This is a genomic window from Pseudomonas sp. HP_14, from assembly GCF_055283875.1.
Genome location: NZ_JBTOQI010000009.1, coordinates 1 through 24,141, shown reverse-complemented (window position 1 = coordinate 24,141; position 24,141 = coordinate 1). Strand labels below are relative to the sequence as shown.

Below are 24,141 nucleotides of genomic sequence, written 5' to 3'. Positions count from 1 at the left end.
GGGTGTTTCCGTTCGGTTATGCATCGGCTATATCAAGCGTTACGAGGGTTGGCACTCTGTTGGCCCAAGCGCGTCCATGCTCCTGCACCAGTTAAGGCTAGCTCATAACTGCCACTATCTCGGCCATCCGTCGTGTTCACCGACAAATAAAAAAGGATGCCAAGGCATCCTTTGTGAAGCTGCTTGCATCGCTCAGCGATGAACCACGCCCGGCAAGACGCAGAGCATCTCGTAAAGCAGATTTGCGCCCAATAAAGATGTGTTACCCGTGGTGTCGTAAGGCGGCGAAACTTCCACCAGGTCGCAGCCAATCAGATCCAGCCCCTGACAGCCGCGGATAATCTCGATTGCTTGAATGGTCGTGAGCCCGCCGATTTCCGGGGTGCCAGTTCCTGGAGCCCAGGCGGGGTCAATGCCATCGATGTCGAAGCTGAGGTAAACCGGGCCGTCGCCTACTTTTTCCCTGACTTCAGCCATCAGCGGCGCGAGCGATTTGTGCCAGCACTCCTCAGCCTGGACTACACGGAAACCCTGTTTGCGACTCCAGTTGAAGTCTTCAGCGGTGTAGCCCTGAGCACGCAAGCCAATCTGAACGACGCGGTCGCAATCCAGCAGGCCTTCTTCTACGGCTCGACGGAACGTGGTGCCGTGAGCGATTTTCTCGCCAAACATGTGGTCATTGACGTCGGCATGGGCGTCGATATGAACCAGGCCTACTTTGCCGTGTTTCTTGTGGATGGCACGCAGAATCGGCAGCGTGATGGTGTGATCGCCCCCCAGAGTCAGCGGGATCACGTCGTGGCTTAGGATTTCGTCATAGGCCTCTTCGATAATGCGTACCGCGTCCAGCAGGTTGAAGGTATTGATGGCGACGTCACCAATATCCGCGACTGACAGCGAATCGAACGGCGCAGCTCCAGTGGCCATGTTGTAAGGGCGGATCATCACCGACTCGGCGCGAATTTCGCGTGGACCAAAGCGGGTCCCTGCGCGCAGTGAAGTGCCGATATCCAGCGGCACTCCGACGAATGCCGCATCCAGACCCGCTGCAGTTTGCAGATGCGGCAAGCGCATCATGGTGGCGATACCGGCGAAGCGCGGCATTTCGTTGCCGCCCAGTGGCTGGTGAAAAATCTTGTCCACGAGATTGCCTCAGCGTTGATTTCAATGAGATGGATTTTGCGAAGCCCGTGCGGCAGGAACAATCGCTGAGGCAAAATACTTAGTTCAGGAATTTCAGAACTAAAGGCGTTTTGGGCTAAGATTCAAGCTGTTCCGGGTGGTTGTCGGAGCGAGGTTTGCCCGAGAATTGGCGATCACATGCACCGAATTTCGGTGGTCAGCATGATTCATTCGCGGGCAAGCCTCGCTCCAACAGATCCGGTATCACCTCTAGATATATATTCCGGACCGTCCATGCCCAGCGCTCTACCTGACCTCAAACTCCTGCGGATTTTCGCCAGCGTGGTCCGTCATCAAGGTTTTGCCAGTGCGCAGCAGGAATTGAACCTGTCGACGTCGGCTATCAGTACTTACATGAGCCAGCTGGAAGCGGCGCTGGGAATTGTCCTGTGTCATCGGGGGCGGGGTGGGTTCAGCCTGACCAGCAAAGGCGAGCTGTTTCATCAGGAAACCCTGCGCCTGCTCGGCGAGCTGGAAGGGTTCGAACTCTACGCCGCAGCGCTCAAGGGTGAGCTGCGTGGCACCTTGAATCTCGGCGTGCTGGACTCTACCGTCAGTGACCGGGCTTTGCCGTTTGCCGAGGTGATTGGTGCGTACAGCGCAGAACACCCCGCCGTGCATTTGCATTTGTCGGTGATGAGCCCCTATGAGCTGCAACTGGGTGTGCTGGATAACCGGCTGGATCTGGCCATCGGTTCGTTCTCCACGCGTATGAACGGCTTGCTGTATCAACCTTTGTATCGCGAACAGCACTGGCTTTATTGCAGTAATCGCCATGCCTTGTTTACCGAAAGGCGGATTCCCGAGCCGGTCATTGCTCAACAGCGGATGGTTGGGCGCGGTTACTGGAGCCAGGCGGAATTGGCTCGGCACGGCTTCAAACACAGTGCGGCAACCGTGGAAAGTATGGAGGCGCAGCTGATTCTGGTGCTCTCCGGTGCTTACATCGGCTATTTGCCCGAGCATTATGCGCAGTCATGGGTTGATTCAGGTCACCTGCGGGTATTGTTGCCAGCGACCTTCGGTTATCAGGCGCCGTTCTCCATGATCGTGCGGCGCGGACGTAGCCGTGAGCCGTTGATCCAGACCTTTCGCGACTTGCTCAAAGCGCAACTGAATCCCGTCTGAGGAACCCTGATGCCCCGCCTTCGTTGCGACCGTTGTCTGCGTCCTGAAAGCCATTGTCTGTGCCCGTTGATCCCACAATTGGACAGCCGCACCCGTGTACTCATCCTGCAGCACCCCAGTGAGGCAAATCATGCGCTGAACACCGGGCGACTGGCCGCGCTGGGGCTGACCAATGCGCAGTTGGTTGTGGGCGAAGTGTTCGAGGAGCCGCAGGCGTTGTTCAATCCACCGGGTTATCGGGCCTGTCTTTTATTTCCGGGGGAGGGCGCGCAGACGTTGGTGACGCAGTCAGTGGACAGTTTGCCCATACTGTTGGTGGTTCCTGATGGCACCTGGCGCAAGGCGCGCAAACTGTTGCATCTCAATCCACATCTCGCAGCATTGCCCAGGGTGACGCTGGGCGCCGTGCCCTTATCTCGTTATCGCTTGCGCAAAGCGCCGGGTCCGGATGCATTATCGACCCTGGAAGCGATCACCCATGCTTTGCAGATCATTGAGGCACCCCGTTCATTCGCACCTCTGCTGGTGCCGTTCGAATCGCTGATCGACGCGCAGATTGCAGCCATGGGCGATGAAACCTATCAACGTAATCACGTTGAACCGCGTGACGCCGGGGCTGACTAAAAAACACTTGTCGGCTTTCTCGCTACCCAACTGTAACTGTGTCGTCGGGCTTGTAACGCCTAGACTGTCTTTTTGCTTTAGTCCGGGAAATTTTTCATGCATGTTTCTTCTGGTCGCTGGGTCTATGGCCTTTGTCTGGCGCTGCTGACAGCTTTTTTATGGGGCATTTTGCCGGTCAAACTCAAGCAAGTGCTGCAGGTGATGGATCCGGTAACGGTGACTTGGTTCAGACTGTTGGTCTCCGGGGCTTTACTGTTCATCTGGCTTGCAGCAAAACGCAAGTTGCCGAGTTTTAAGGTGCTGGGTACTCGAGGCAAGGTGCTTGTTGGTCTGGCGGTGTTCGGTCTGGTTGGTAACTACATCCTGTACTTGCTGGGGTTGCAGATTCTCAGCCCCGGCACTGCGCAACTAATTATTCAGGTTGGCCCGATCCTGTTGTTGATTGGGAGTGTTTTCCTGTTCAAGGAGCGTTTTACCCTCGCTCAGGGGTTTGGCCTGGCGGTGCTGCTGGTCGGCTTTGCACTGTTCTTCAATCAGCGGCTCGAAGAGCTCCTGACGTCCATGAGCCAATACACCACGGGTGTATTGATTGCCTTTCTGGCGGCCACGGTCTGGACGTTCTACGGCCTCAGCCAGAAGCAATTGCTGACCGTGTGGAATTCGTTCCAGGTGATGATGGTGATCTACCTGTTTTGCGCGTTGGTGATCACCCCGTGGGCGCACCCGATGGAGGCGCTGCAACTCAGCCCGGTACAAGGCTGGATCTTGCTCGCGTGCTGCCTGAACACGCTGGTGGCCTATGGCGCGTTTGCCGAGGCGTTGGCTCACTGGGAAGCTTCGCGGGTCAGTGCAACACTGGCTTTGACGCCGTTGGTGACCTTCGCCTCAGTGGCTGTCGCCGCATGGCTATGGCCGGATTACGTCAAGAATGAAGAGATCAATGCGTTGGGGTACGGTGGGGCGGTGCTGGTAGTGGCCGGGTCGGCCGTGGTTGCTCTGGGGCCTTCGTTACTGGCTGGCCTGCGCGCGCGAAAAGCCAGGCTGGCCAGTCAGAATTAACGTTTGCCGAGCTGTTCAGCCTGCTTCAGCCATTGCTGGCGTTGCTCTTCGCCGGATGTTTGCACGGGAGCAAATTCGGTGAGGCGTTTGGTTTTGATGCCACAGAAGGCCAATACGGTGCGGACCATTTGTCGATGCGCAGGAGCACCATAGACCCAACGGAAGTAGCGCGGCGGGGTGTCCATGGTGACCAGCAGCTCTGCTGTACGGCCTTTGAGTAACTCATTGGCCGGGCTCTTGCGACCGTGACTTTTGAACGCAAAGCCCGGCATCAATACCCGATCCAGAAAACCCGTGAGCAAACTCGGCAGGCCTCCCCACCAGACCGGGTAAACGAACACCAGATGCTGGGCCCAATGGATCTCCCGCTGGGCCTCCAGCAAGTCATGTTCGAGGACCTGACTTTGCTGATAGCCGTTGTGGAGTACGGGGTCAAAATCCAGCTCGCTCAGTTTCAGCATGCGCACCACATGACCGCCGCTGCGTGCGCCCTGGGCATACGCTTCTCCCAGCGCATGCCCGAAGCTGGCCGCTTTCGGCGTACCGAAAATCATCAGGATACGCTTGCCGTCCCCTTCCAGTCGGGTCGCCCCATGCCTGCCCTCAACCATTGCTGCCTGCCTCAAGCATGTTTTCCGGACGTACCCACGTGTCGAACTGCTCATCCGTGAGATAGCCCAACGCCAATGCCGCCTCGCGCAGAGTAAGGCCTTCGCTGTAGGCTTTTTTGGCAATTTGTGCGGATTTGTCGTAACCGATATGCGGATTCAGCGCCGTTACCAGCATCAGGCCGCGCTCAAGGTGTTCCGCCATCTTTTCGGCATCAGGTTCCATGCCCGCGACACAGTGCTCATTGAAATTGCGGCAACCGTCGCCCAGCAGTCGGATCGACTGCAGCAGGTTGTGGATGATGACCGGTTTGAACACGTTCAGTTGCAGGTGACCCTGACTCGCGGCGAAGCCAATAGTGACGTCGTTACCCATGACCTGGCAGGCCAGCATCGACAATGCCTCGCATTGGGTAGGGTTGACCTTGCCGGGCATGATCGAACTGCCAGGTTCGTTGGCAGGCAGCTTCACTTCGGCAAAACCTGCTCGTGGTCCTGAACCCAGCAAGCGCAGATCGTTGGCGATTTTCATCAACGTCCCGGCCAGGGTTTTCAGCGCGCCAGACAAGGCCAGCAGCGGTTCGTGACCGGCCAGTGCCGCAAACTTGTTGGGTGCGGTAACGAATGGCAGGCCAGAGAGGGCTGCGAGTTCAGCCGCGACTGCTTCAGCGAAGCCGTGGGGCGAATTCAAACCTGTACCGACCGCGGTGCCACCCTGAGCCAGTTCGCACACGGCGGGGAGGGTGGCGCGGATGGCTTTCTCGGCGTAATCCAGTTGTGCCACGTAGGCCGACAGCTCTTGACCGAAAGTGATCGGCGTCGCGTCCATCATGTGCGTGCGCCCGGTTTTCACCAGTTTCATGTGGCGTGCCGACTGCTCGGCCAGGCCCGTGGACAGCTCGGCAATGGCGGGCAGAAGCTGTTCTTTGACGGCCTGTGCGGCGGCAATGTGCATGGCCGTCGGGAAGCAATCGTTTGAGCTTTGCGAGCGGTTGACGTGGTCGTTGGGATGAACCGGCGACTTGCCGCCGCGGCCTTGGCCAGCCAGTTCATTGGCGCGCCCGGCAATGACCTCGTTGACGTTCATGTTGCTTTGGGTGCCGCTGCCGGTTTGCCAGACCACGAGAGGAAATTGAGTATCCAGATCGCCAGCGAGCACTTCATCGGCGGACTGTTCGATCAGTCGGGCAATGTCTGCGGGCAGGTCGCCATTGCGGTCATTGACGCGTGCAGCAGCTTTCTTGATCAGGGCCAGCGCATGCAGTACAGGGAGTGGCATGCGTTCATCGCCGATGGCGAAATTGATCAGTGAACGTTGAGTCTGAGCTCCCCAGTAAGCGTCATCCGGAACGTCGATCGGGCCAATGCTATCGGTTTCTGTGCGGCTCACTGGACTCACTCCTTAAGTATTGAATGCGCAGTTTAGGCCCTGTGATCCGATCTGGGTTCCCCCAATCGCGTTTTTAACCGCTCGGACAGTCAGGGGTTGAGCCAAAAGCAAACATGGGCGCAGAATGGTCGGCCTTGGGGTTCTGCCTCGCCTGCTAGAAAGGAAACTTGATGACCCGTCTTCGCGCCATCTGTACTGCGGCTGTTCTGGTATGTGCCAGCGGCCAGGTTCTTGCCGATACCGCCAGCCACAACGCCAGTGCTGAAACCTTCTTGAAGCTGGCCAACGCCGACAAGCTGGGCACCCCGGTGTACATGCAAGTGCAGCAGATGTTTGCTCAGCGTTTCGCCGAAACCAAAGCGCCAGAAGCCAAGAAGGCCGTGCTGGAAACCTACCAGGCCAAGGCCAACGCCGCGCTGGATCAAGCCATTGGCTGGAACAAGCTGAAGCCTGACATGGTCAAGCTCTACACCGCCAACTTCACCGAGAGTGAGCTCAAGGATCTGGTTGCGTTTTACCAGTCGCCACTGGGCAAGAAAGTGCTGACCAAGATGCCTGAGTTGACTCAGCAGTCTGCACAACTGACTCAGGGCAAGCTGGAAAGCGCTGTTCCGGTGGTTAACAAGTTGCTCGCCGACATGACCACTGAACTGGAACCGGCCAAGAAGGCCGCTCCTGCTCCTGCCAAAAAGCCCTGATAAGCGAAGCCCGTCATGACTATGCAAACGCGAATCGAGTCAGCGCTGGCTGTGTTTCAACCATTGCATCTGCAAGTGCTTGATGAGAGCCATATGCATAGCCGTGGCGAGCAGACTCATTACAAGGCTGTGATCGTCAGTGAGCAGTTCGAAGGGTTGAACGCTGTCAAGCGGCACCAGAAGGTCTACGGCATTCTGGGCGGCTTGATGGGTGAGTTTCATGCTTTGGCTTTGCACACTTACACGCCGATCGAGTGGGCGAAAACTGGCGCTGCGCCGGTTTCGCCTGTTTGTGCGGGTGGGGAATGACGTTCTAACAGCGGTTTGTGTACATATCCGATGTTGGGTAACGGCTGATATTGGTTGCGCTTTTACAGCGCCTCACTTTTGAACAGCCCAAAAGTAAGCAAAAGGCTCTTGCCCCATCACTTGGCACCTCGCTGGCTCGGTGTACCCGCCCGCAGATCTGAAACCGTGGGCCGCCGCAACGGGCCATCCATGGCCCAATGCGGCTAACCCGGCGTCCTGCCGGGTTACCCACGGTTTCAAACCCGCGTTCGGCCAGCGTGATTTAACGGGGCGCCTCAGATCAAAATCAAAAGCGCGGCGGCCTGACAGCCGACCTGTTTTCTTGGGTTTGCCGACATTCTGTAGGAGCTGCCGAAGGCTGCGGGGCTGTGTGTCAGACAACGAATGCGTTGGCCTTGCCGACGTCTCGCGAACAAGTTCGCTCCTACCATTCCGAGGCGCTACAGCTGCCTTTGATCTGCCTTTGATTTTGATCTTAGGCGCCCCGTTAAATCACGCTGGCCGAACGCAGATTCTGAACCGTGGGCAACCCGGCAGGACGCCGGGTTAGCCGCATTGGGCCATGGATGGCCCGTTGCGGTGGCCCACGGTTGAGGATGTGGGTGCGGTACACCGAGCGACAGCGAGGTGCCGAGTGGTGGGGCAAGAGTCTTTTGCTTACTTTTGGCTGGGCCGGCTTCCGGAATCAAAAGTGAGGCGCCGTAAGGGCGCAACCAATATCAGCCGTTACCCAACTAACGGATATTCATACAAGTCCAAGCCGCTGCGCTGTTTGATTCACTCCCCCCAATCCCACCCATCCCCCCATCTTTGCTAGAATCCGCCCCGCGCTGCACACCCTGCGCGTTTTTATTCAATTATTTTCTATCCGGTAGGCCCTTTGCGAGGGTCGCCACCTGGAGATACACATGACACAACAGCCGATGAATCAGCCGATCGTCGTTGCGGCGCTATACAAATTCGTCACCCTCAGCGACTACGTCGAACTGCGCGAGCCGCTGCTGCAGGCGATGGTCGACAACGGCATCAAAGGCACCTTGCTGATCGCCGAAGAAGGCATCAACGGCACCGTTTCCGGCAGCCGTGAAGGCATCGACGGGCTGCTCGCCTGGCTCAAGAACGACCCGCGCATGATCGACATCGATCACAAGGAATCGTACTGCGACGAACAGCCGTTCTACCGCACCAAGGTCAAACTGAAGAAAGAAATCGTCACCCTGGGCGTCGAAGGTGTGGACCCGAACAAGGCCGTCGGCACCTACGTCGATCCCAAAGACTGGAACGCCATCATCAGCGATCCGGAAGTGCTGGTCATCGACACCCGTAATGACTACGAAGTGTCCATCGGCACGTTCGAAGGCGCCATCGACCCCAAGACCACAAGCTTTCGCGAGTTTCCCGAGTACATCAAGGAACACTTCAACCCGCAAGTGCACAAGAAAGTTGCGATGTTCTGCACCGGCGGCATTCGTTGTGAAAAAGCGTCCAGTTACATGCTGGGCGAAGGTTACGGCGAGGTGTTTCACCTCAAGGGCGGTATTCTCAAGTACCTCGAAGAAGTCCCGCAGGATGAAAGCCTGTGGCGTGGCGAGTGTTTCGTGTTCGACAATCGGGTTACCGTCCGTCATGACCTGACCGAAGGCGACTACGATCAATGTCATGCGTGCCGCACCCCGATCAGCGCAGAAGACCGTGCCAGTGAGCACTACTCGGCCGGTATCAGTTGCCCGTATTGCTGGGACAGCCTGAGCGAGAAGACTCGCCGCAGCGCCATCGACCGGCAGAAGCAGATCGAACTGGCCAAAGCCCGTAACCAGCCACATCCGATTGGTCGCAATTATCGTTTAGAAGACCGCCAGCCAGACGAGGCCTGATCCATGACCACCCGCCTGCTTTATGTGATGGACCCTATGTGCTCCTGGTGCTGGGGGTTTGCTCCTGTGGCGCAAGCGCTGGTTCAACAGGCGCAGGCGAGTGGTGTGACCTTGCATCTGGTGATGGGTGGTTTGCGCACCGGCAGCGGGGCGGCGCTCGACCCCACTACCCGCCGGTACATTCTTGAGCATTGGCAAGCGGTGGAGAAAAGCACCGGGCAGACGTTTCGTTTTGAGGGCGCGTTGCCCGACGGTTTCGTCTATGACACCGAGCCCGCATGCCGGGCTATCGTCGCGGCGCGGCATCTGGAGCCGGAGTTTGCCTGGAAGTTGGTCGGGTTGATCCAGAAGGCATTCTACGTTGAGGGGCGTGACGTAACCCGTGCTGCGGTGCTGACTGAACTTGCCGAACAGGCTGGCTTGCCGCGTATCGAGTTTGCCGCAGCGTTCGACAGCGCCGAGCAACTGGCTGCCACTCAAGCAGACTTCGCTTGGGTACAGGATTTAGGCATCGCTGGTTTCCCGACCTTGCTGGCTGAACGCAATGGGCAACTGGCGTTATTGACCAATGGCTATCAGCCGCTGGAAGTATTGGCCCCTTTGCTGGGCCGCTGGCTCGAGCGTGCTGCCAGTGCCTGAGTCTCCTCTCCAGAGCACCGCTGATCAGGACGACGCCTGTACCACATTCAACAGTTTGAGCTGGGCGCAGATCCGTCGTCTGGCTTCACGGCATAAAAAGGCGCTGTGGATTGCCAATGGCGTGGCAGTGTTGGCCACGCTGTGCACCGTGCCGATTCCGTTGCTGTTGCCATTGCTGGTGGACGAAGTGTTGTTGGGCCACGGCGACAGCGCGTTGAAGTTCATGAATAACTTCCTGCCTGACAGCCTGCAGAAACCAGTCGGTTACATCGCCTTGATGCTGCTGTTTACCTTCGGTCTGCGCATTGGCGCGCTGGTGTTTAACGTGGTACAGGCCAAGCTATTTGCCCGGCTCTCCAAAGATATCGTCTACCGCGTACGTGTTCGTCTGATCGAGCGCCTCAAGCGAATCTCTCTGGGGGAGTACGAAAGCCTGGGAGGCGGTACGGTCACCGCGCACCTGGTGACCGATCTGGATACGCTGGATAAATTCATCGGCGATACCCTGAGTCGGTTTTTGGTCGCGATGCTGACGCTGACCGGTACCGCATCGATTCTGATGTGGATGCACTGGAAACTGGCCCTGCTGATCCTGCTGTTTAACCCGTTGGTTATCTACGCCACGGTGCAGTTGGGCAAGCGGGTCAAGCACCTGAAGAAGCAGGAAAACGACAGCACTTCGCGTTTCACTCAAGCGCTGACCGAAACTCTGGATTCTATTCAGGAGGTTCGCGCAGGTAATCGGCAGGGGTATTTCTTGGGCCGACTTGGCGTACGCGCCCGGGAAGTCCGGGATTATGCGACCTCTTCACAGTGGAAAAGCGACGCGTCCAATCGCGCCAGTGGGCTGTTGTTCCAGTTCGGCATCGATGTGTTCCGCGCTGCGGCCATGCTGACGGTGCTGTTTTCCGACCTTTCGATTGGCCATATGTTGGCGGTGTTCAGCTACCTGTGGTTCATGATTGGCCCGGTCGAGCAGTTGCTCAACCTGCAATACGCTTATTACGCGGCGGGTGGGGCGCTGACCCGGATCAACGAACTGCTGGCACGTGCTGATGAGCCGCAGTATCCGGGCGGTGTCGATCCGTTCGCGGGGCAAAAAACCGTTGGGATTGAAGTCCGTGGTTTGAGCTTCGGTTATGGCGAGGAGAACATTCTCGATCAGTTGAACCTGACGATTGCCCCGGGTGAAAAAATTGCCATCGTGGGTGCCAGTGGCGGCGGTAAAAGTACGCTGGTGCAATTATTGTTGGGGCTCTACACGCCCCAATCCGGCACGATCAGCTTCGGTGGTGCGAGCCAGCAGGAGATTGGTCTGGAGACTATTCGCGAGAACGTTGCGGTGGTGCTTCAGCACCCGGCGTTGTTCAACGATACCGTCCGCGCCAATCTGACCATGGGCCGCGAGCGCAGTGATGACGCGTGCTGGCAAGCGCTCGAAATCGCCCAGCTTGAACAGACCATACGCGGGTTGCCGCACGGGCTCGACAGTGTTGTGGGGCGTTCGGGTGTGCGCTTGTCGGGGGGGCAGCGCCAACGGCTGGCCATCGCTCGAATGGTCTTGGCTGATCCGCGGGTCGTCATCCTCGACGAAGCCACCTCGGCACTCGATGCGGCGACTGAGTACAGCCTGCATCAAGCCCTGTCACGATTCCTCAGTGGGCGCACGACGTTGATCATTGCTCACCGCCTATCTGCGGTTAAGCAGGCAGACAGAGTGCTGGTGTTCGACGGCGGGCGTATAGCCGAGCAGGGCGACCACCAGCAATTGATCGCTGAAGGCGGGCTCTACGCAAAACTCTACGGGCACCTGCAGCACATTTAATTTCCATGACCACTTGCCAATAGCGCGTTTAGGGTCTTTCTTAATAGTAAGTTCTCACCGCAGTAACAGCACTCGCTCATCTGATTCACACTCGCTTATCCATCTTTATGTGCACTGCCTCGCGATTCCACAATGCGGGGCGGTAGCGTGTTTCAAATTTGATAATTTGCACGACCGGTTTTATGGATTTGGCCTAGGCTCTGCTCAGGACGAAATAAACGCAGCTTGTTGAGCATCTGGCACCGCTTATGAAAGGGAACCCATGAAGCAAACGCGGATCCTCGAAAAGCCCCGCCTGCTGGGCATCGTATGGCCATTTATCGCCGTTGCGCTGTTTCAGGCCCTGTTGGGCTGCGTCAGCCTTTACATGCTCTCGGCCGTACGCAGTTATGTCGGCGGCGAAAGCCTCTGGTCCAAGGGCCAGAAAGACGCCATCTATTATTTGAATCTCTATGCCAACGGCCACGACAAGATCAATTACCTGCGCTACGAACAGGCAATTTCCATCCCTAAAGGTGGACATACGTTGCGTATCGCGCTGGATAAACCCGTACCGGATATCGATACAGCGACGGACGGTATTCTGCAGGGCGGTAATCATCCTGATGATGTGGCCGGGATTATCTGGCTGTACGTAAACTTTCGGGAATTTGGCTACATGAAAAAGGCCATCGACCAGTGGCGCCTGGGCGATGAGTACCTGATGCAGCTGGACGATGTCGCGCAGCGGATGCATGAGCAGATTTCATCGGGCGAAGCCACCGATGCCGACATCATTAACTGGCGTGGGCAGATCACAGCAATCAATGAGAGTGTCACACCGGTAGCGCGTGCATTCAGTGATGCGCTGGGCGAAGGCTCAAGGGAAATCTTGCGGCTGTTGCTGATGATCAATCTGGCGACAGCGGTGGTGTTGATTATTCTCGCCTTGCTCAGAACTCACAAATTGCTGGCTCAGCGCCATGCTTTTGCCGACGCTCTGCAAGTGGAGAGAGAGCGCGCTCAGGTGACGCTGGAGTCCATCGGTGACGGGGTTATTACCACCGATGTTGAGGGTGCCATTGTTTACATGAACCCCGCTGCCGAAAATCTGACCCACTGGAAAAACGTCCAGGCCAGCGGGTTGCCGCTCGCTGCGCTGTTCAATCTGCTGGACGAAAATGATCAGAAGGACAGCTCGACGCTCATTGAGCATATTCTGAGTGGCAAGCTCAGTGGTGGCAGTGAACATTCCAAGTTGATCCAGCGTCTGGACGGCAGCACCGTTTCAGTGGCACTTGTAGGTTCTCCGATTTTCACCGATGGCAAAGTCAGCGGCACAGTCCTGGTGTTGCACGATATGACGCAAGAGCGGCAGTACATTGCCAATCTGTCCTGGCAGGCGACACATGATGCGCTCACCGGGCTGGCCAATCGGCGAGAATTCGAATATCGCCTGGAGCACGCGCTCAATGATCTGGCACGGCAACCCAGCAACCACTCGGTGATGTATCTGGACCTCGACCAATTCAAACTGGTCAATGACACCAGTGGTCATGCGGCAGGTGATGAGTTGTTGCGTCACATCTGCACGATATTGCAGCAGGGCCTGCGGGAAGGCGACACTTTGGCCCGGTTAGGTGGGGATGAGTTCGGTATTTTACTGGAGCATTGTCCTCCAGACACTGCACAAATCATCGCAGAAAACCTGCGTCAGACGGTTCAGAGCCTGAACTTTGTCTGGAAGGGCAGGCCATTTCAAAGCACGGTCAGCGTGGGGCTGGTGCATATTTCGCATGTTCCCACGACGCTTGAGGCATCGCTGCGTGCGGCGGACATGGCGTGTTATATGGCCAAGGAAAAAGGCCGTAATCGAGTGCAGGTCTACCACGCTGATGACTCTGAAGTGTCGTTGCGTTTTGGTGAAATGGCCTGGGTTCAGCGCTTGCACATGGCGCTGGATGAGAACCGGTTTTGTCTGTTTGCCCAGCAGATTGCGGCTATCGGTCATCACGGGGCAAATGACAGCGGGCATATAGAGATTTTGCTGCGCCTGCGCGATGAGACGGGGCGCATGATCCTTCCAGAGAACTTCATCCCGGCCGCCGAGCGCTACGGTCTGATGACTTCGCTGGATCGCTGGGTGGTACGTAACGTCTTCAAAATCATTGCGCAGTGTCAGGATGATGAAGGCTACAGCGGCCCTATGGTGGTCTGTGCGATCAATCTTTCCGGGGCGAGTATTGGCGATGAGGCCTTTCTCGACTACCTGAAGCAGCAATTCAGTATTTTCGGTATCTCTCCGTCGCTGATTTGCTTCGAGATCACCGAAACCATTGCGATTGCCAATCTGGGCAGTGCAATTCACTTCATCAACGAGCTGAAGGCTTTGGGCTGTCAGTTTTCCCTCGATGACTTCTGCGCTGGCATGTCTTCGTTCGCCTATCTCAAACATCTGCCGGTGGATTACCTGAAGATCGATGGCAGTTTCGTCAAGGACATGCTCGATAACCCGATCAACCGTGCGATGGTGGAGGTGATCAATCACATTGGGCATGTCATGGGCAAACGTACGATCGCTGAATTTGTCGAGACACCACAGATCGAAATTGCTTTGCGCGAGATTGGAGTTGACTTCGCTCAGGGGTATCTGATTGAACGTCCTCAACTGTTTACGTGTGAAAGCCTTCACGCTCGCCCTTCAAGGGCAGCCCCACTTTTGTTCAGCACGCCAGGAACATTTCGCTAAGCCATTAACTTACTAAAAGGAGTTACACAGTGATCGATACTTTCAGCAGGACCGGTCCGCTCATGGAAGCCAGCAGTTATCCGGCATGGGCACAGCAACTGATCAAAGATTGCAGTTTCGCCAAATCCAGAGTCGTCGAGCACGAACTGTATCAGCGCATGCGGGATGGGCGGTTGAGTCCAAAAATCATGCGCCAGTACTTGATTGGCGGTTGGCCGGTGGTCGAGCAGTTCGCCATTTACATGGCTAATAACCTGGCTAAAACCCGGTTTGCCCGCCATCCCGGTGAAGACATGGCGCGACGCTGGTTGATGCGCAATATACGCGTAGAGCTCAACCATGCTGACTACTGGGTCCATTGGGCAGAGGCACACGGTGTCAGCCTTGATGATCTCAAGGCTCAGCACGTGTCACCCGAATTGCATGCGCTCAGCCACTGGTGCTGGCACACCAGTTCGTCTGATTCACTGGTTGTAGGCATGGCGGCCACCAATTACGCCATCGAGGGGGCTACGGGTGAGTGGGCGGCGGTGGTCTGTTCGTCCGACGTGTACGCCGACGGCTTTCCCCAGGAATCGCGCAAGCGCGCGATGAAGTGGCTGAAGATGCACGCCCAGTATGACGATGCGCATCCATGGGAGGCGCTGGAAATTATCTGCACCCTGGCGGGTAATAACCCCAGCGTGCAGTTGCAGACAGAGCTGCGGCAGGCCGTTACCAAGAGCTACGACTACATGTATCTGTTTCTCGAACATTGCATGCAGTTGGAAAAAGCCAAATCGGTTCGCACTCGCGTAGCCGAACTGGAAACCTGATTTTTACCCGGCCATTGCCAAGCGATTGCGTCCTTGTCGTTTGGCGACATACAGCGCGATATCGGCACGCCGCATGAGACTGTCCGCAGACTCTGCTGGCAACAGCGTCGAGCAGCCAAGACTGATGGTCAGTTCCAGCGAGCTGTCCAGGCCTGGATGCAGCAGGCCGTGAGTCGATCGACGCAAGCGCTCACCCATCAAGCCCGCAGCGTCGCGATCAGTGTTGGAAAGCACGATCAGAAACTCTTCGCCACCGTAGCGAAAAATCCGGTCGATGTTTCTCAACTCGCTTTTGATCGCATGGGCGACGGATTTGAGTACGTCGTCGCCTGTGGCGTGACCGTAGGTATCGTTGACTCGTTTGAAGTGATCAATGTCGAGCATCAGTATCGACAGCGGGTGTGAGTGGCGCCGGGCAAGCTCGATTTCGCGTGTCAGCGTCTGATCCATCGCAATGCGGTTGCCGGTATCTGTCAGCGGGTCGCGTAACGCACTTTGCATCGCGGCCCGATAGAGCAGCGCGTTGCGCAGAGGGAACAGCATGCACGTCATGAGTGACTCCAACGCCGCGAATTCCTGCTCGTTGAAGCGTTTACTGCGTTCGAAAGTAAACAGTCCTACCGGTTCACCATCATTGCTCAGGTTGTAGCTGACACTGTGTGGGGCGTGTTCACCCAACTGCAAGTGCAGGTCACTTTCGGCATATTGGTAGGTCAACCCATTGAGGGGTATCAGACGTTGAACCCCCTGAAAAAACAGGGTCAGGATTCGTTCGGCTTCCAGGCTGGTCTGCAGCTGCAGGTTCAGTTGCTGCATCAGCTGTTCCAGATCGACTGGCGGCTGAACGGTCTCCTGAACCTGTCGCTGGTACATGCCCAGGCGTTTCAATTTAGCAGCGTCAAAATCGATGGCGTTAGACGGGGTAGGAGAAATCATGGCTTCATTCCTCAGCGTGCAGTGCTGGATTAGCTGAGTCAGAGCGAAAGTCGTGCCAGTCCTGAGTTTTTAATACAGGTCTTTAAATTCAATGGCTTGGGGATTCTAGTCGGGCGAATTTTGACTCTTGGTGACATAACCTTGACTTGTAGAACTCGTTAGTCACCCGTCAGCGACGGTTTTCTGTCGTGGCGGGTGATTAAGCAGGTCAGTCACTGAGCGTTAAAGGCCTGACCGTTGACGTCGCTGCTGTCCGGTCCCATCAGATACAGGTACACCGGCATGATTTCTTCCGGGGTCGGATTGTTCAGCGGGTTCTCTGCGGGGTAAGCCTGCGCACGCATGCTGGTGCGCGTGCCGCCAGGATTGATGCTGTTGGAGCGGACTGGAGCTACGGTATCGAGTTCGTCGGCAAGGGTTTGCATCAGGCCTTCGGTCGCAAATTTCGAGACCCCGTAGGCGCCCCAATAAGCGCGACCTTTGCGTCCGACGCTGCTGGAAGTGAATACCACCGAGGCGTCCCGAGACAGTTTGAGCAGCGGCAGTAACGCACTGGTCAGCATGAACATCGCATTGACGTTGATGTGCATGACGCGCATGAAATTCTCGCCGGACAACTGCTCCAGTGGCGTGCGGGGACCGATGATCGAGGCATTGTGCAGCAGGCCGTCAAGTCGGCCGAACTCGTTTTCGATCATGGCTGCCAGTTCATCGTATTGATGGGGCTGGGCCGTTTCCAGATTGAAGGGGATAACGGCAGGCTTGGCATGGCCAGCGGCTTCGATTTCGTCGTACACCTGAGTCAGGTTAGCTTCGGTCTTGCCCAGAAGCAGTACAGTCGCGCCATGTGCCGCGTAGGTTTTCGCAGCAGCAGCACCAATGCCGCGTCCTGCGCCGGTCACCAGAATGATCCGGCCAGTGAGCAGGTCGGGGCGAGGGGAGTAATCAAACATGGGTTACCTCTTGAAACCGGGTTGTCGGCCTGCGCAATCCCTGTGGGAGTAGGGCTTGCCCGCGATAAGGGCGCCGCAGACATGAAGTCAATTGCGTCCAGCTTTATCGCGGGCAAGCCCGGCTCCCACAGGTCCGCGCTTTGCATGCAGTTCTGAAGCGCCTTCAGCAGCTACAAAGCGCGTTATCCAGCACCTTGCGCAGTTCCAGCGGGTGATCTACTACCACGTCTGCGCCCCAATGATCGGGGTTGTCGTTGGGGTGAATGTAACCGTAGCGAACCGCCGCCGTTTTAGTGCCTGCGTCTCGGCCTGATTCGATATCGCGCAGATCATCCCCTACAAACAGTACGCTTGCCGGATCCAGATCAAGCATTTTGCAGGCGAGGGTCAATGGTTCAGGGTCGGGTTTGCTCTTGGTGACATGATCAGGGCAGATCAATAAGGCCGAGCGTTGCGAGAGCCCGAGCTGATCCATGATCGGCTGCGCAAAACGTACCGGTTTATTGGTGACGACGCCCCAGATCAGGTTGGCCTTTTCAATATCAGCCAACAGTTCTGCCATGCCGTCGAACAGTTTGCTGTGTACGGCGCAGTCGCGCTGATAGCGCTCCAGAAACTCCAGGCGCAACGCCTCGAACCCTTCAGCCTCAGGCGACATAGCGAACGTTGCAGCGACCATCGCTTTGGCACCGCCGGAAATCTCGTCCCGGATCAGTTTGTCTTCAACCGCCGGGAAACCGCGCTCTGCCAGCATCGCCTGGCAAATGGCGATGAAATCCGGGGCGGTGTCGAGCAGGGTGCCGTCCATGTCGAATAGAACTGCTCTCAAACGCATGGTTACGCCTCCCGAAGCGTCTGGATCATGTAGTTGACGTCTACGTCCGAAGCCAGCTTGTAGTGCTTGGTCAGCGGATTGTAGGTCAGGCCGATGATGTCTTTGACTTGCAGGCCTGCGGCACGGCTCCAGGCGCCTAGCTCGGACGGGCGAATGAATTTCTTGAAGTCGTGGGTGCCGCGCGGCAGCAGGCCCATGATGTATTCGGCGCCGACGATGGCGAACAGATACGCCTTCGGATTGCGGTTGATGGTCGAGAAGAACACCTGGCCGCCGGGCTTGACCATGCGGTAGCAGGCGCGAATCACCGACGAGGGATCTGGCACGTGCTCAAGCATTTCCAGGCACGTTACGACATCGAACTGCTCGGGCATCTCTTCGGCCAGGTCTTCAGCCGTGATCTGACGGTATTCGACCTGAACGCCGGATTCCAGTTGGTGCAGTTGGGCGACGGCGAGCGGCGCCTCGCCCATATCAATACCGGTTACTGTCGCGCCGCGCAGTGCCATGGCTTCACTGAGAATCCCGCCGCCACAGCCGACGTCCAGAACCTTCTTGCCCGCCAGATTGACACGCTCGTCGATCCAGTTGACCCGCAACGGGTTGATATCGTGCAGCGGCTTGAATTCGCTGTTACGGTCCCACCAGCGATGGGCCAGGGCCTCGAATTTGGCGATTTCTGCGTGATCGACGTTGCTCATGGAATGTCCTCTTGAACTCAAAATACGTGCAGCGGGCTGGCGATTGAAAACGCCAGCCCGGTCTTATTCGGTGTGCCCGGAAATTCGCTTGCCCCAGGCTTTGGCGGTGTCGCAGAGCGCCTGCTCATCCATACGTGTCAGGCGGCGATCATCGAGCAGTTGCTTGCCAGCGACCCATACATGGCTGACACAGTCGCGGCCGGTGGCATATATAAGCTGTGAAACCGGATCATAAATCGGTTGGCGGGCCAGACCGGACAGGTCAAAGGCGACGATATCCGCAGCCTTGCCGATTTCCAGAGAGCCCACTTCGTTCTGGATGCCCAGTGCCCGTGCGCCATTCAGGGTTGCCATACGCAATGCGCGGTGGGCGTCCAGTGCGGCAGCCGAGCCTGCAACAGCTTTGGCCAGCAGTGCGGCGGTTCGGGTTTCTCCGAGCAGGTCCAGATCGTTGTTACTGGCTGCACCGTCGGTGCCTATCGCAACATTGACGCCCGCCTGCCACAGTCGTTCGACCGGGCAAAAGCCGCTGGCCAGTTTCAGATTCGATTCCGGGCAATGGATGATGCTGGAGTTGCTTTCTACCAGCAACGCGAGGTCGTCATCGCTGATTTGTGTCATGTGTACCGCTTGAAAGCGCGGACCTAGCATGCCCAGACGGTTCAAGCGTGCCAAGGGGCGCTCGCCTGTCTGTGCTACAGCTTGCTCGACTTCAAAGGCAGTCTCGTGAACGTGCATCTGGATCATGGCGTCCAGTTCATCGGCGATGACCCGGATCCTCTCCAGATTTTCGTCGCCAACGGTGTAGGGGGCATGAGGGCCGAACGCGATCTTGATGCGTGGATGGTGGGCCAGATCATTGAACAGTTGCACGCCAATGTGCAGCGCTTCGTCGGTATTGCGTGCGCCGGGAATCTGGAAATCGAGGACCGGCACCGTAATTTGCGCACGGATCCCGCTGTTGTGAACGCGATCAGCCGCCACCGAGGGGTAAAAGTACATATCTGAAAAACAGGTGATGCCGCCTTTCAATTGCTCGGCGATCGCAAGATCAGTGCCGTCGCGTATGAACTCCTCGTCGACCCACTGGCTCTCCGCGGGCCAGATATGGTCCTGCAGCCAGGTCATCAGCGGCAAATCGTCGGCCAGACCTCGGAACAAGGTCATCGCCGCGTGGCCGTGAGCATTGATCAGTCCTGGGCTGAGCAGCATCTCGGGCAGTTCCAGGGTTTGCAGCGCCGGCTGTTTCAGCGCTTCGGCGCGAGGGCCGATGTAAGCGATGCAACCGTCGCGGATGCCCAGCCCATGATCCTTGAGCACCACGCCAGCAGGTTCGACCGGCACCAGCCAGGCGGGCAGGAGCAAGAGGTCGAGCGGGGCAGCGGCGTTAGGCATGACTGGGCTTCCGGGGCTTATTATGGGGACGGAGCAGTATACCCGAGCGTCTTCGTCGACGGCTCGCTATAATCGGCCGCTTTTGATGTCCGGCTTGGGTTTTTTGAGTATGGGGTGTGCTATGCGCGATCGATTGTTGGCTGCTGAAAAGGTGAAAGCCATCGATTGGCGGGATGACGCTCTGTATCTGCTGGATCAGCGCATCTTGCCGTTCGAAGAAACATGGCTCGCTTACGACAGCGCGGCCGGAGTTGCCGAGGCAATTCGTTCAATGGTTGTACGGGGTGCTCCGGCGATCGGTATCAGCGCCGCTTACGGTGTGGTGCTGGGGGCTCGTGCCCGGATCGCCGCGGGAGGTGACTGGGTCGCCGCTCTGGAGGAGGATTTCCGGCTGCTGGCAGATTCGCGCCCGACGGCCGTCAATCTGTTCTGGGCGCTAAACCGGATGCGCGATCGGCTGCAGCGCCTCAAAGAGGGAGAAAATCCTCTGGTAACGCTGGAGGCCGAAGCTGTCTCGATCCACCTCAGTGACCGTGAAGCCAATCTGACCATGGCTCAACTGGGCGCGGACATGATTCGCAAACATCAGGGCAACCTGCAGGCGGTGCTGACCCACTGCAATACCGGTGCATTGGCCACCGGCGGTTTCGGTACCGCGCTGGGCGTGATTCGCGCCGCGCATCTGGAAGGCATGATCGAGCGTGTCTACGCCGACGAAACCCGGCCCTGGTTGCAAGGCTCCCGTCTGACTGCTTGGGAGCTGGCTAATGAAGGTATCCCGGTGACCCTTAATGCCGATTCGGCAGCCGCTCACTTGATGCGAACCAAAGGTATTACCTGGGTGATCGTAGGTGCCGACCGGATTACCGCTAATGGCGATGTGGCCAACAAGATCGGGACTTACCAATTGGCCGTTGCTGCAATGCATCACGGCGTGCGTTTCATGGTTGTGGCGCCGAGTTCGACGATCGACATGGACATGGCCAGCGGTGAGGACATCGTTATTGAGGAGCGTGACGGTCGTGAGTTGCTTGAGGTCGGCGGTCAGCGAGTCGGCGCCGATGTCGACGCATTCAACCCGGTATTCGACGTGACGCCTGCTGATCTGATTGACGTAATCGTCACTGAAAAGGGGATTGTCGAGCGTCCGGATACGGCAAAAATGGCTCAATTGATGTGCCGCAAACGGCTGCATTGATCGCTTGAGCGACCAGTGAAAGTTTTCGTCGCAAGGGCGCTAAACGGGCCTGTAAGCGTTTCTCAGCAATCTTGCGACGGACAAGCTCGTTTTCAGGGCTTTCAAAGGATAGGTGCTTAGCGGCGATTGTGGTAACATCCGGCGGTTTCCAGGGACGCTTGCGGTAGTCGTCCCTACTGCGCAGATCCAGGGCATAACTCGTTGATTTGTCGTAAGTCGTTGCCAGGCAAACGTGCCGGTAGCGGCGAGCTTCGTTCCTCCCGAATGGATGTACGAAGTTTCACCAGAAAAAGGAATCGAGCTTCTCATGGGCGAACTGGCCAAAGAAATCCTCCCGGTCAATATCGAAGACGAGCTGAAGCAGTCCTACCTCGACTACGCAATGAGCGTAATCGTCGGGCGGGCACTGCCCGATGCACGCGATGGCTTGAAGCCCGTGCACCGGCGTGTGCTGTTCGCAATGAGCGAACTGGGTAACGACTGGAACAAGCCGTACAAGAAATCCGCCCGTGTGGTCGGTGACGTTATCGGTAAGTATCACCCGCACGGCGACACTGCCGTATACGACACGATCGTTCGTATGGCACAGCCATTCTCGCTGCGCTATTTGCTGGTAGATGGTCAGGGTAACTTCGGTTCGGTCGACGGCGACAACGCTGCGGCCATGCGATACACCGAAGTACGTATGACCAAGCTGGCTCACGAGCTGCTGGCTGACCTGCATAAAGAGACCGTGGACTGGGTGCCGAACTACGACGGCACGGAAATGATCCCGGCCGTCATGCCGACCCGTATTCCCAACCTGTTGGTCAACGGCTCCAGCGGTATCGCCGTGGGCATGGCGACCAACATCCCGCCGCACAACCTGGGTGAAGTCATCGACGGCTGTCTGGCGCTGATCGACAACCCGGAAATCTCCATCGATGAACTGATGCAGTTCATCCCGGGCCCGGACTTTCCGACTGCCGCGATCATCAATGGTCGTGCCGGTATCGTCGAAGCCTATCGCACCGGTCGTGGCCGCATCTACATGCGTGCCCGTTCGATGGTTGAAGACATCGACAAGGTCGGTGGTCGTCAGCAGATCGTTATTACCGAGCTGCCGTATCAGTTGAACAAGGCCCGTCTGATCGAGAAGATCGCCGAGCTGGTTAAAGAGAAGAAGCTCGAAGGTATCACCGAACTGCGCGACGAGTCCGACAAGGACGGTATGCGCGTCGTGATCGAGCTGCGTCGTGGTGAAGTGCCTGAGGTCATCCTCAACAATCTTTATGCCCAGACCCAGCTGCAAAGCGTTTTCGGTATCAACATCGTTGCGCTGATCGATGGCCGTCCGCGAATCCTCAATCTCAAGGATCTGCTGGAAGCCTTTGTTCGTCACCGTCGTGAAGTGGTCACCCGTCGTACCGTATTTGAACTGCGTAAAGCCCGCGAGCGTGGTCATTTGCTCGAAGGTCAAGCGGTAGCCCTGTCGAACATCGATCCGGTTATCGCCCTTATCAAAGCCTCGCCGACACCTGCAGAAGCCAAGATCGGGTTGATTTCGACCCCTTGGGAGTCCAGCGCAGTCGTGGAAATGGTCGAGCGCGCCGGTGCGGATTCATGCCGTCCGGAAAACCTTGATCCACAGTACGGTCTGCGTGACGGCAAGTATTTCCTGTCGCCAGAACAGGCCCAGGCCATTCTCGAATTGCGTCTGCACCGCCTGACCGGTCTTGAGCATGAAAAACTGCTCACCGAGTATCAGGAAATCCTCAGCCAGATCGGCGAACTGTTGCGCATCCTCAACAGCGCCGTGCGTCTGATGGAAGTGATCCGCGAAGAGCTGGAACTGATCCGCGTCGAGTACGGGGATGTTCGTCGCACTGAGATTCTTGATGCGCGTCTGGACCTGACACTGGGCGACATGATTCCTGAAGAGGAACGCGTCGTTACGATTTCCCACGGCGGCTATGCCAAGACTCAGCCTCTGGCGGTTTATCAGGCGCAGCGTCGTGGCGGTAAAGGCAAATCGGCTACCGGCATCAAGGATGAGGACTACATTGCTCACCTGCTGGTTGCCAACAGTCACACCACGCTGCTGATGTTCTCCAGCAAAGGTAAGGTGTACTGGCTCAAAACCTACGAGATCCCGGAAGCGTCCCGCGCTGCCCGTGGCCGTCCGTTGGTCAACCTGTTGCCATTGAGCGACGGCGAGTACATCACGACCATGCTGCCGGTCGACCTGGAAGCCATGCGCAAGCGGGCTGACGAGGAGGAAGAGGCTGGCATCGAAGGTGAGATCGACGACGCAGAGAACAGCAACGAGACCGAAGAAGAGCGTAAAGCACGCATCAAGGCTGCTGACAAGAAGAAGGCTCCATTCATCTTCATGTCCACCGCCAACGGTACCGTGAAGAAAACCCCGCTGGTGGCCTTCAGCCGTCAGCGTAGCGTGGGCCTGATCGCACTTGAGCTGGACGAAGGCGACATCCTGATTTCCGCAGCCATCACCGATGGCGAGCAGGAAATCATGCTGTTCTCTGACGGCGGCAAGGTAACGCGCTTCAAGGAATCTGACGTTCGCGCCATGGGTCGTACTGCTCGCGGTGTTCGCGGCATGCGTCTGCCAGAAGGGCAGAAGCTGATTTCGATGTTGATCCCGGAAGAAGGCAGCCAGATCCTGACTGCTTCCGAGCGTGGTTACGGTAAGCGTACGGCGATCACCGAGTTCCCTGAGTACAAGCGTGGCGGTCAGGGCGTTATTGCCATGGTCAGCAACGAGCGTAACGGTCGACTGGTCGGCGCGGTACAGGTACTCGACGGCGAAGAAATCATGCTGATCTCCGATCAGGGCACTCTGGTTCGTACCCGTGTCGATGAGGTTTCCAGTCTGGGTCGTAACACTCAGGGCGTCACGCTGATCAAGTTGGCCAGCGACGAGAAACTGGTCGGCCTGGAGCGCGTGCAAGAGCCTTCGGAAATCGAAGGCGAAGAGCTGGTAATCGGTGAAGACGGTGAAATCATTGAAGGCGAAGCGTTGAGCATTGCTGACGAAGACGTATCCGCCGACGAGCTGCAAGCCGACGCTGCCCCGGATGAAGAAGAACCGCAGGAGTAACGCACAGCCTGCGGGAACGCGGTTTTTTCTGTAGGAGTGGGGGGGGGGGGGGGGGGGGGGGGGGGGGGGGGGGGGTGGTGGGGGGGGGGTTGGGGGGCGGGGGGGGCGCGGTGCAACGCGGGGGGGGAGGCGGCTGGGGCCCGG

At 57.4% G+C, this 24,141-nt stretch carries 20 protein-coding genes; 12 read left to right on the top strand and 8 right to left on the bottom strand.

The features are described from left to right. Positions 1-192: 192 nt before the first annotated feature. Positions 193-1,143 (bottom strand): agmatinase, encoded by a 951-nt coding sequence (speB, locus tag ACYASS_RS08390; protein WP_463585785.1) that lies wholly within the window; start codon positions 1,141-1,143, stop codon positions 193-195. A 273-nt stretch (positions 1,144-1,416) separates the two neighbouring features. Here speB and ACYASS_RS08385 point away from each other — a divergent pair, with 273 nt between their 5' ends. The 3 genes from ACYASS_RS08385 to ACYASS_RS08375 all read left to right on the top strand — a co-directional run bounded on the left by ACYASS_RS08385 (position 1,417) and on the right by ACYASS_RS08375 (position 3,993). Continuing rightward, the gene (locus ACYASS_RS08385) at positions 1,417-2,310 is read left to right on the top strand and encodes a LysR family transcriptional regulator (RefSeq protein ID WP_122665851.1); all 894 of its coding nucleotides are present in this window, start codon (positions 1,417-1,419) and stop codon (positions 2,308-2,310) included. A 9-nt stretch (positions 2,311-2,319) separates the two neighbouring features. Then, positions 2,320-2,934, top strand: a complete 615-nt coding sequence (locus tag ACYASS_RS08380; protein ID WP_463585784.1) for a tRNA-uridine aminocarboxypropyltransferase — start codon at positions 2,320-2,322, stop codon at positions 2,932-2,934. Between the two features lie 96 nt (positions 2,935-3,030). Then, positions 3,031-3,993, top strand: coding sequence for a DMT family transporter (locus tag ACYASS_RS08375; RefSeq protein WP_463585783.1), 963 nt, complete (start codon positions 3,031-3,033; stop codon positions 3,991-3,993). Here the strand turns inward: ACYASS_RS08375 and ACYASS_RS08370 are convergent. Both ACYASS_RS08370 and ACYASS_RS08365 read right to left on the bottom strand, forming a co-directional pair. Continuing rightward, positions 3,990-4,604, bottom strand: coding sequence for an NAD(P)H-dependent oxidoreductase (locus tag ACYASS_RS08370; protein ID WP_463585874.1), 615 nt, complete (start codon positions 4,602-4,604; stop codon positions 3,990-3,992). The genes ACYASS_RS08375 and ACYASS_RS08370 overlap by 4 nt on opposite strands. Beyond that, positions 4,597-5,991, bottom strand: coding sequence for a class II fumarate hydratase (locus tag ACYASS_RS08365; RefSeq protein WP_463585782.1), 1,395 nt, complete (start codon positions 5,989-5,991; stop codon positions 4,597-4,599). Before ACYASS_RS08365 ends, ACYASS_RS08370 begins: the two co-directional genes overlap by 8 nt. Before the next feature lie 170 nt (positions 5,992-6,161). Between ACYASS_RS08365 and ACYASS_RS08360 the strand changes: the two genes are divergently transcribed. The 7 genes from ACYASS_RS08360 (at position 6,162) to ACYASS_RS08330 (ending at position 14,879) form a co-directional block, all read left to right on the top strand. Next, positions 6,162-6,689: a DUF2059 domain-containing protein gene (locus ACYASS_RS08360; RefSeq protein ID WP_087272298.1), complete on the top strand. Its 528-nt coding sequence runs from the start codon at positions 6,162-6,164 to the stop codon at positions 6,687-6,689. 15 nt (positions 6,690-6,704) lie between these two features. Beyond that, positions 6,705-6,998 carry a BolA family protein gene (locus ACYASS_RS08355; protein ID WP_243245324.1) on the top strand — a complete coding sequence of 98 codons (294 nt, stop codon included), beginning with the start codon at positions 6,705-6,707 and terminating at the stop codon, positions 6,996-6,998. Positions 6,999-7,921: 923 nt separating this feature from the next. After that, a complete protein-coding gene (gene trhO / locus ACYASS_RS08350; RefSeq protein ID WP_463585873.1) occupies positions 7,922-8,872 on the top strand; it encodes an oxygen-dependent tRNA uridine(34) hydroxylase TrhO in 951 nt (316 codons plus the stop codon). A 36-nt stretch (positions 8,873-8,908) separates the two neighbouring features. Then, a complete protein-coding gene (locus tag ACYASS_RS08345) occupies positions 8,909-9,511 on the top strand; it encodes a DsbA family protein (protein WP_243246820.1) in 603 nt (200 codons plus the stop codon). Further along, entirely contained in the window at positions 9,498-11,336 is a 1,839-nt protein-coding gene (locus tag ACYASS_RS08340; protein ID WP_463585872.1) for an ABC transporter ATP-binding protein, read from the top strand. Before ACYASS_RS08345 ends, ACYASS_RS08340 begins: the two co-directional genes overlap by 14 nt. 262 nt (positions 11,337-11,598) lie before the next feature. Beyond that, on the top strand, positions 11,599-14,064 hold the full coding sequence (locus ACYASS_RS08335) for an EAL domain-containing protein (protein ID WP_463585781.1): 2,466 nt from the start codon (positions 11,599-11,601) through the stop codon (positions 14,062-14,064). A gap of 62 nt (positions 14,065-14,126) precedes the next feature. Next, the gene (locus tag ACYASS_RS08330; protein ID WP_279291022.1) at positions 14,127-14,879 is read left to right on the top strand and encodes a TenA family transcriptional regulator; all 753 of its coding nucleotides are present in this window, start codon (positions 14,127-14,129) and stop codon (positions 14,877-14,879) included. Positions 14,880-14,882: 3 nt separating this feature from the next. Here ACYASS_RS08330 and ACYASS_RS08325 read toward each other — a convergent pair whose 3' ends face one another. From ACYASS_RS08325 to ACYASS_RS08305, 5 genes are all read right to left on the bottom strand, one after another. Beyond that, positions 14,883-15,815, bottom strand: coding sequence for a GGDEF domain-containing protein (locus ACYASS_RS08325; protein ID WP_463585780.1), 933 nt, complete (start codon positions 15,813-15,815; stop codon positions 14,883-14,885). A 212-nt stretch (positions 15,816-16,027) separates the two neighbouring features. Further along, positions 16,028-16,768 carry a YciK family oxidoreductase gene (locus ACYASS_RS08320; RefSeq protein ID WP_463585779.1) on the bottom strand — a complete coding sequence of 247 codons (741 nt, stop codon included), beginning with the start codon at positions 16,766-16,768 and terminating at the stop codon, positions 16,028-16,030. A gap of 163 nt (positions 16,769-16,931) precedes the next feature. After that, complete coding sequence (mupP, locus tag ACYASS_RS08315) at positions 16,932-17,603, bottom strand: N-acetylmuramic acid 6-phosphate phosphatase MupP (RefSeq protein ID WP_243246548.1); 672 nt, start codon at positions 17,601-17,603, stop codon at positions 16,932-16,934. 2 nt (positions 17,604-17,605) lie between these two features. Beyond that, complete coding sequence (ubiG, locus tag ACYASS_RS08310; RefSeq protein ID WP_122665838.1) at positions 17,606-18,304, bottom strand: bifunctional 2-polyprenyl-6-hydroxyphenol methylase/3-demethylubiquinol 3-O-methyltransferase UbiG; 699 nt, start codon at positions 18,302-18,304, stop codon at positions 17,606-17,608. A 63-nt stretch (positions 18,305-18,367) separates the two neighbouring features. After that, positions 18,368-19,699: a TRZ/ATZ family hydrolase gene (locus ACYASS_RS08305; protein ID WP_243246549.1), complete on the bottom strand. Its 1,332-nt coding sequence runs from the start codon at positions 19,697-19,699 to the stop codon at positions 18,368-18,370. A gap of 121 nt (positions 19,700-19,820) precedes the next feature. Between ACYASS_RS08305 and mtnA the strand changes: the two genes are divergently transcribed. Then, positions 19,821-20,897 (top strand): S-methyl-5-thioribose-1-phosphate isomerase, encoded by a 1,077-nt coding sequence (mtnA, locus tag ACYASS_RS08300; RefSeq protein ID WP_243246550.1) that lies wholly within the window; start codon positions 19,821-19,823, stop codon positions 20,895-20,897. 307 nt (positions 20,898-21,204) lie between these two features. Beyond that, positions 21,205-23,997 (top strand): DNA gyrase subunit A, encoded by a 2,793-nt coding sequence (gyrA, locus tag ACYASS_RS08295; protein ID WP_463585778.1) that lies wholly within the window; start codon positions 21,205-21,207, stop codon positions 23,995-23,997. Positions 23,998-24,141 lie beyond the last annotated feature (144 nt).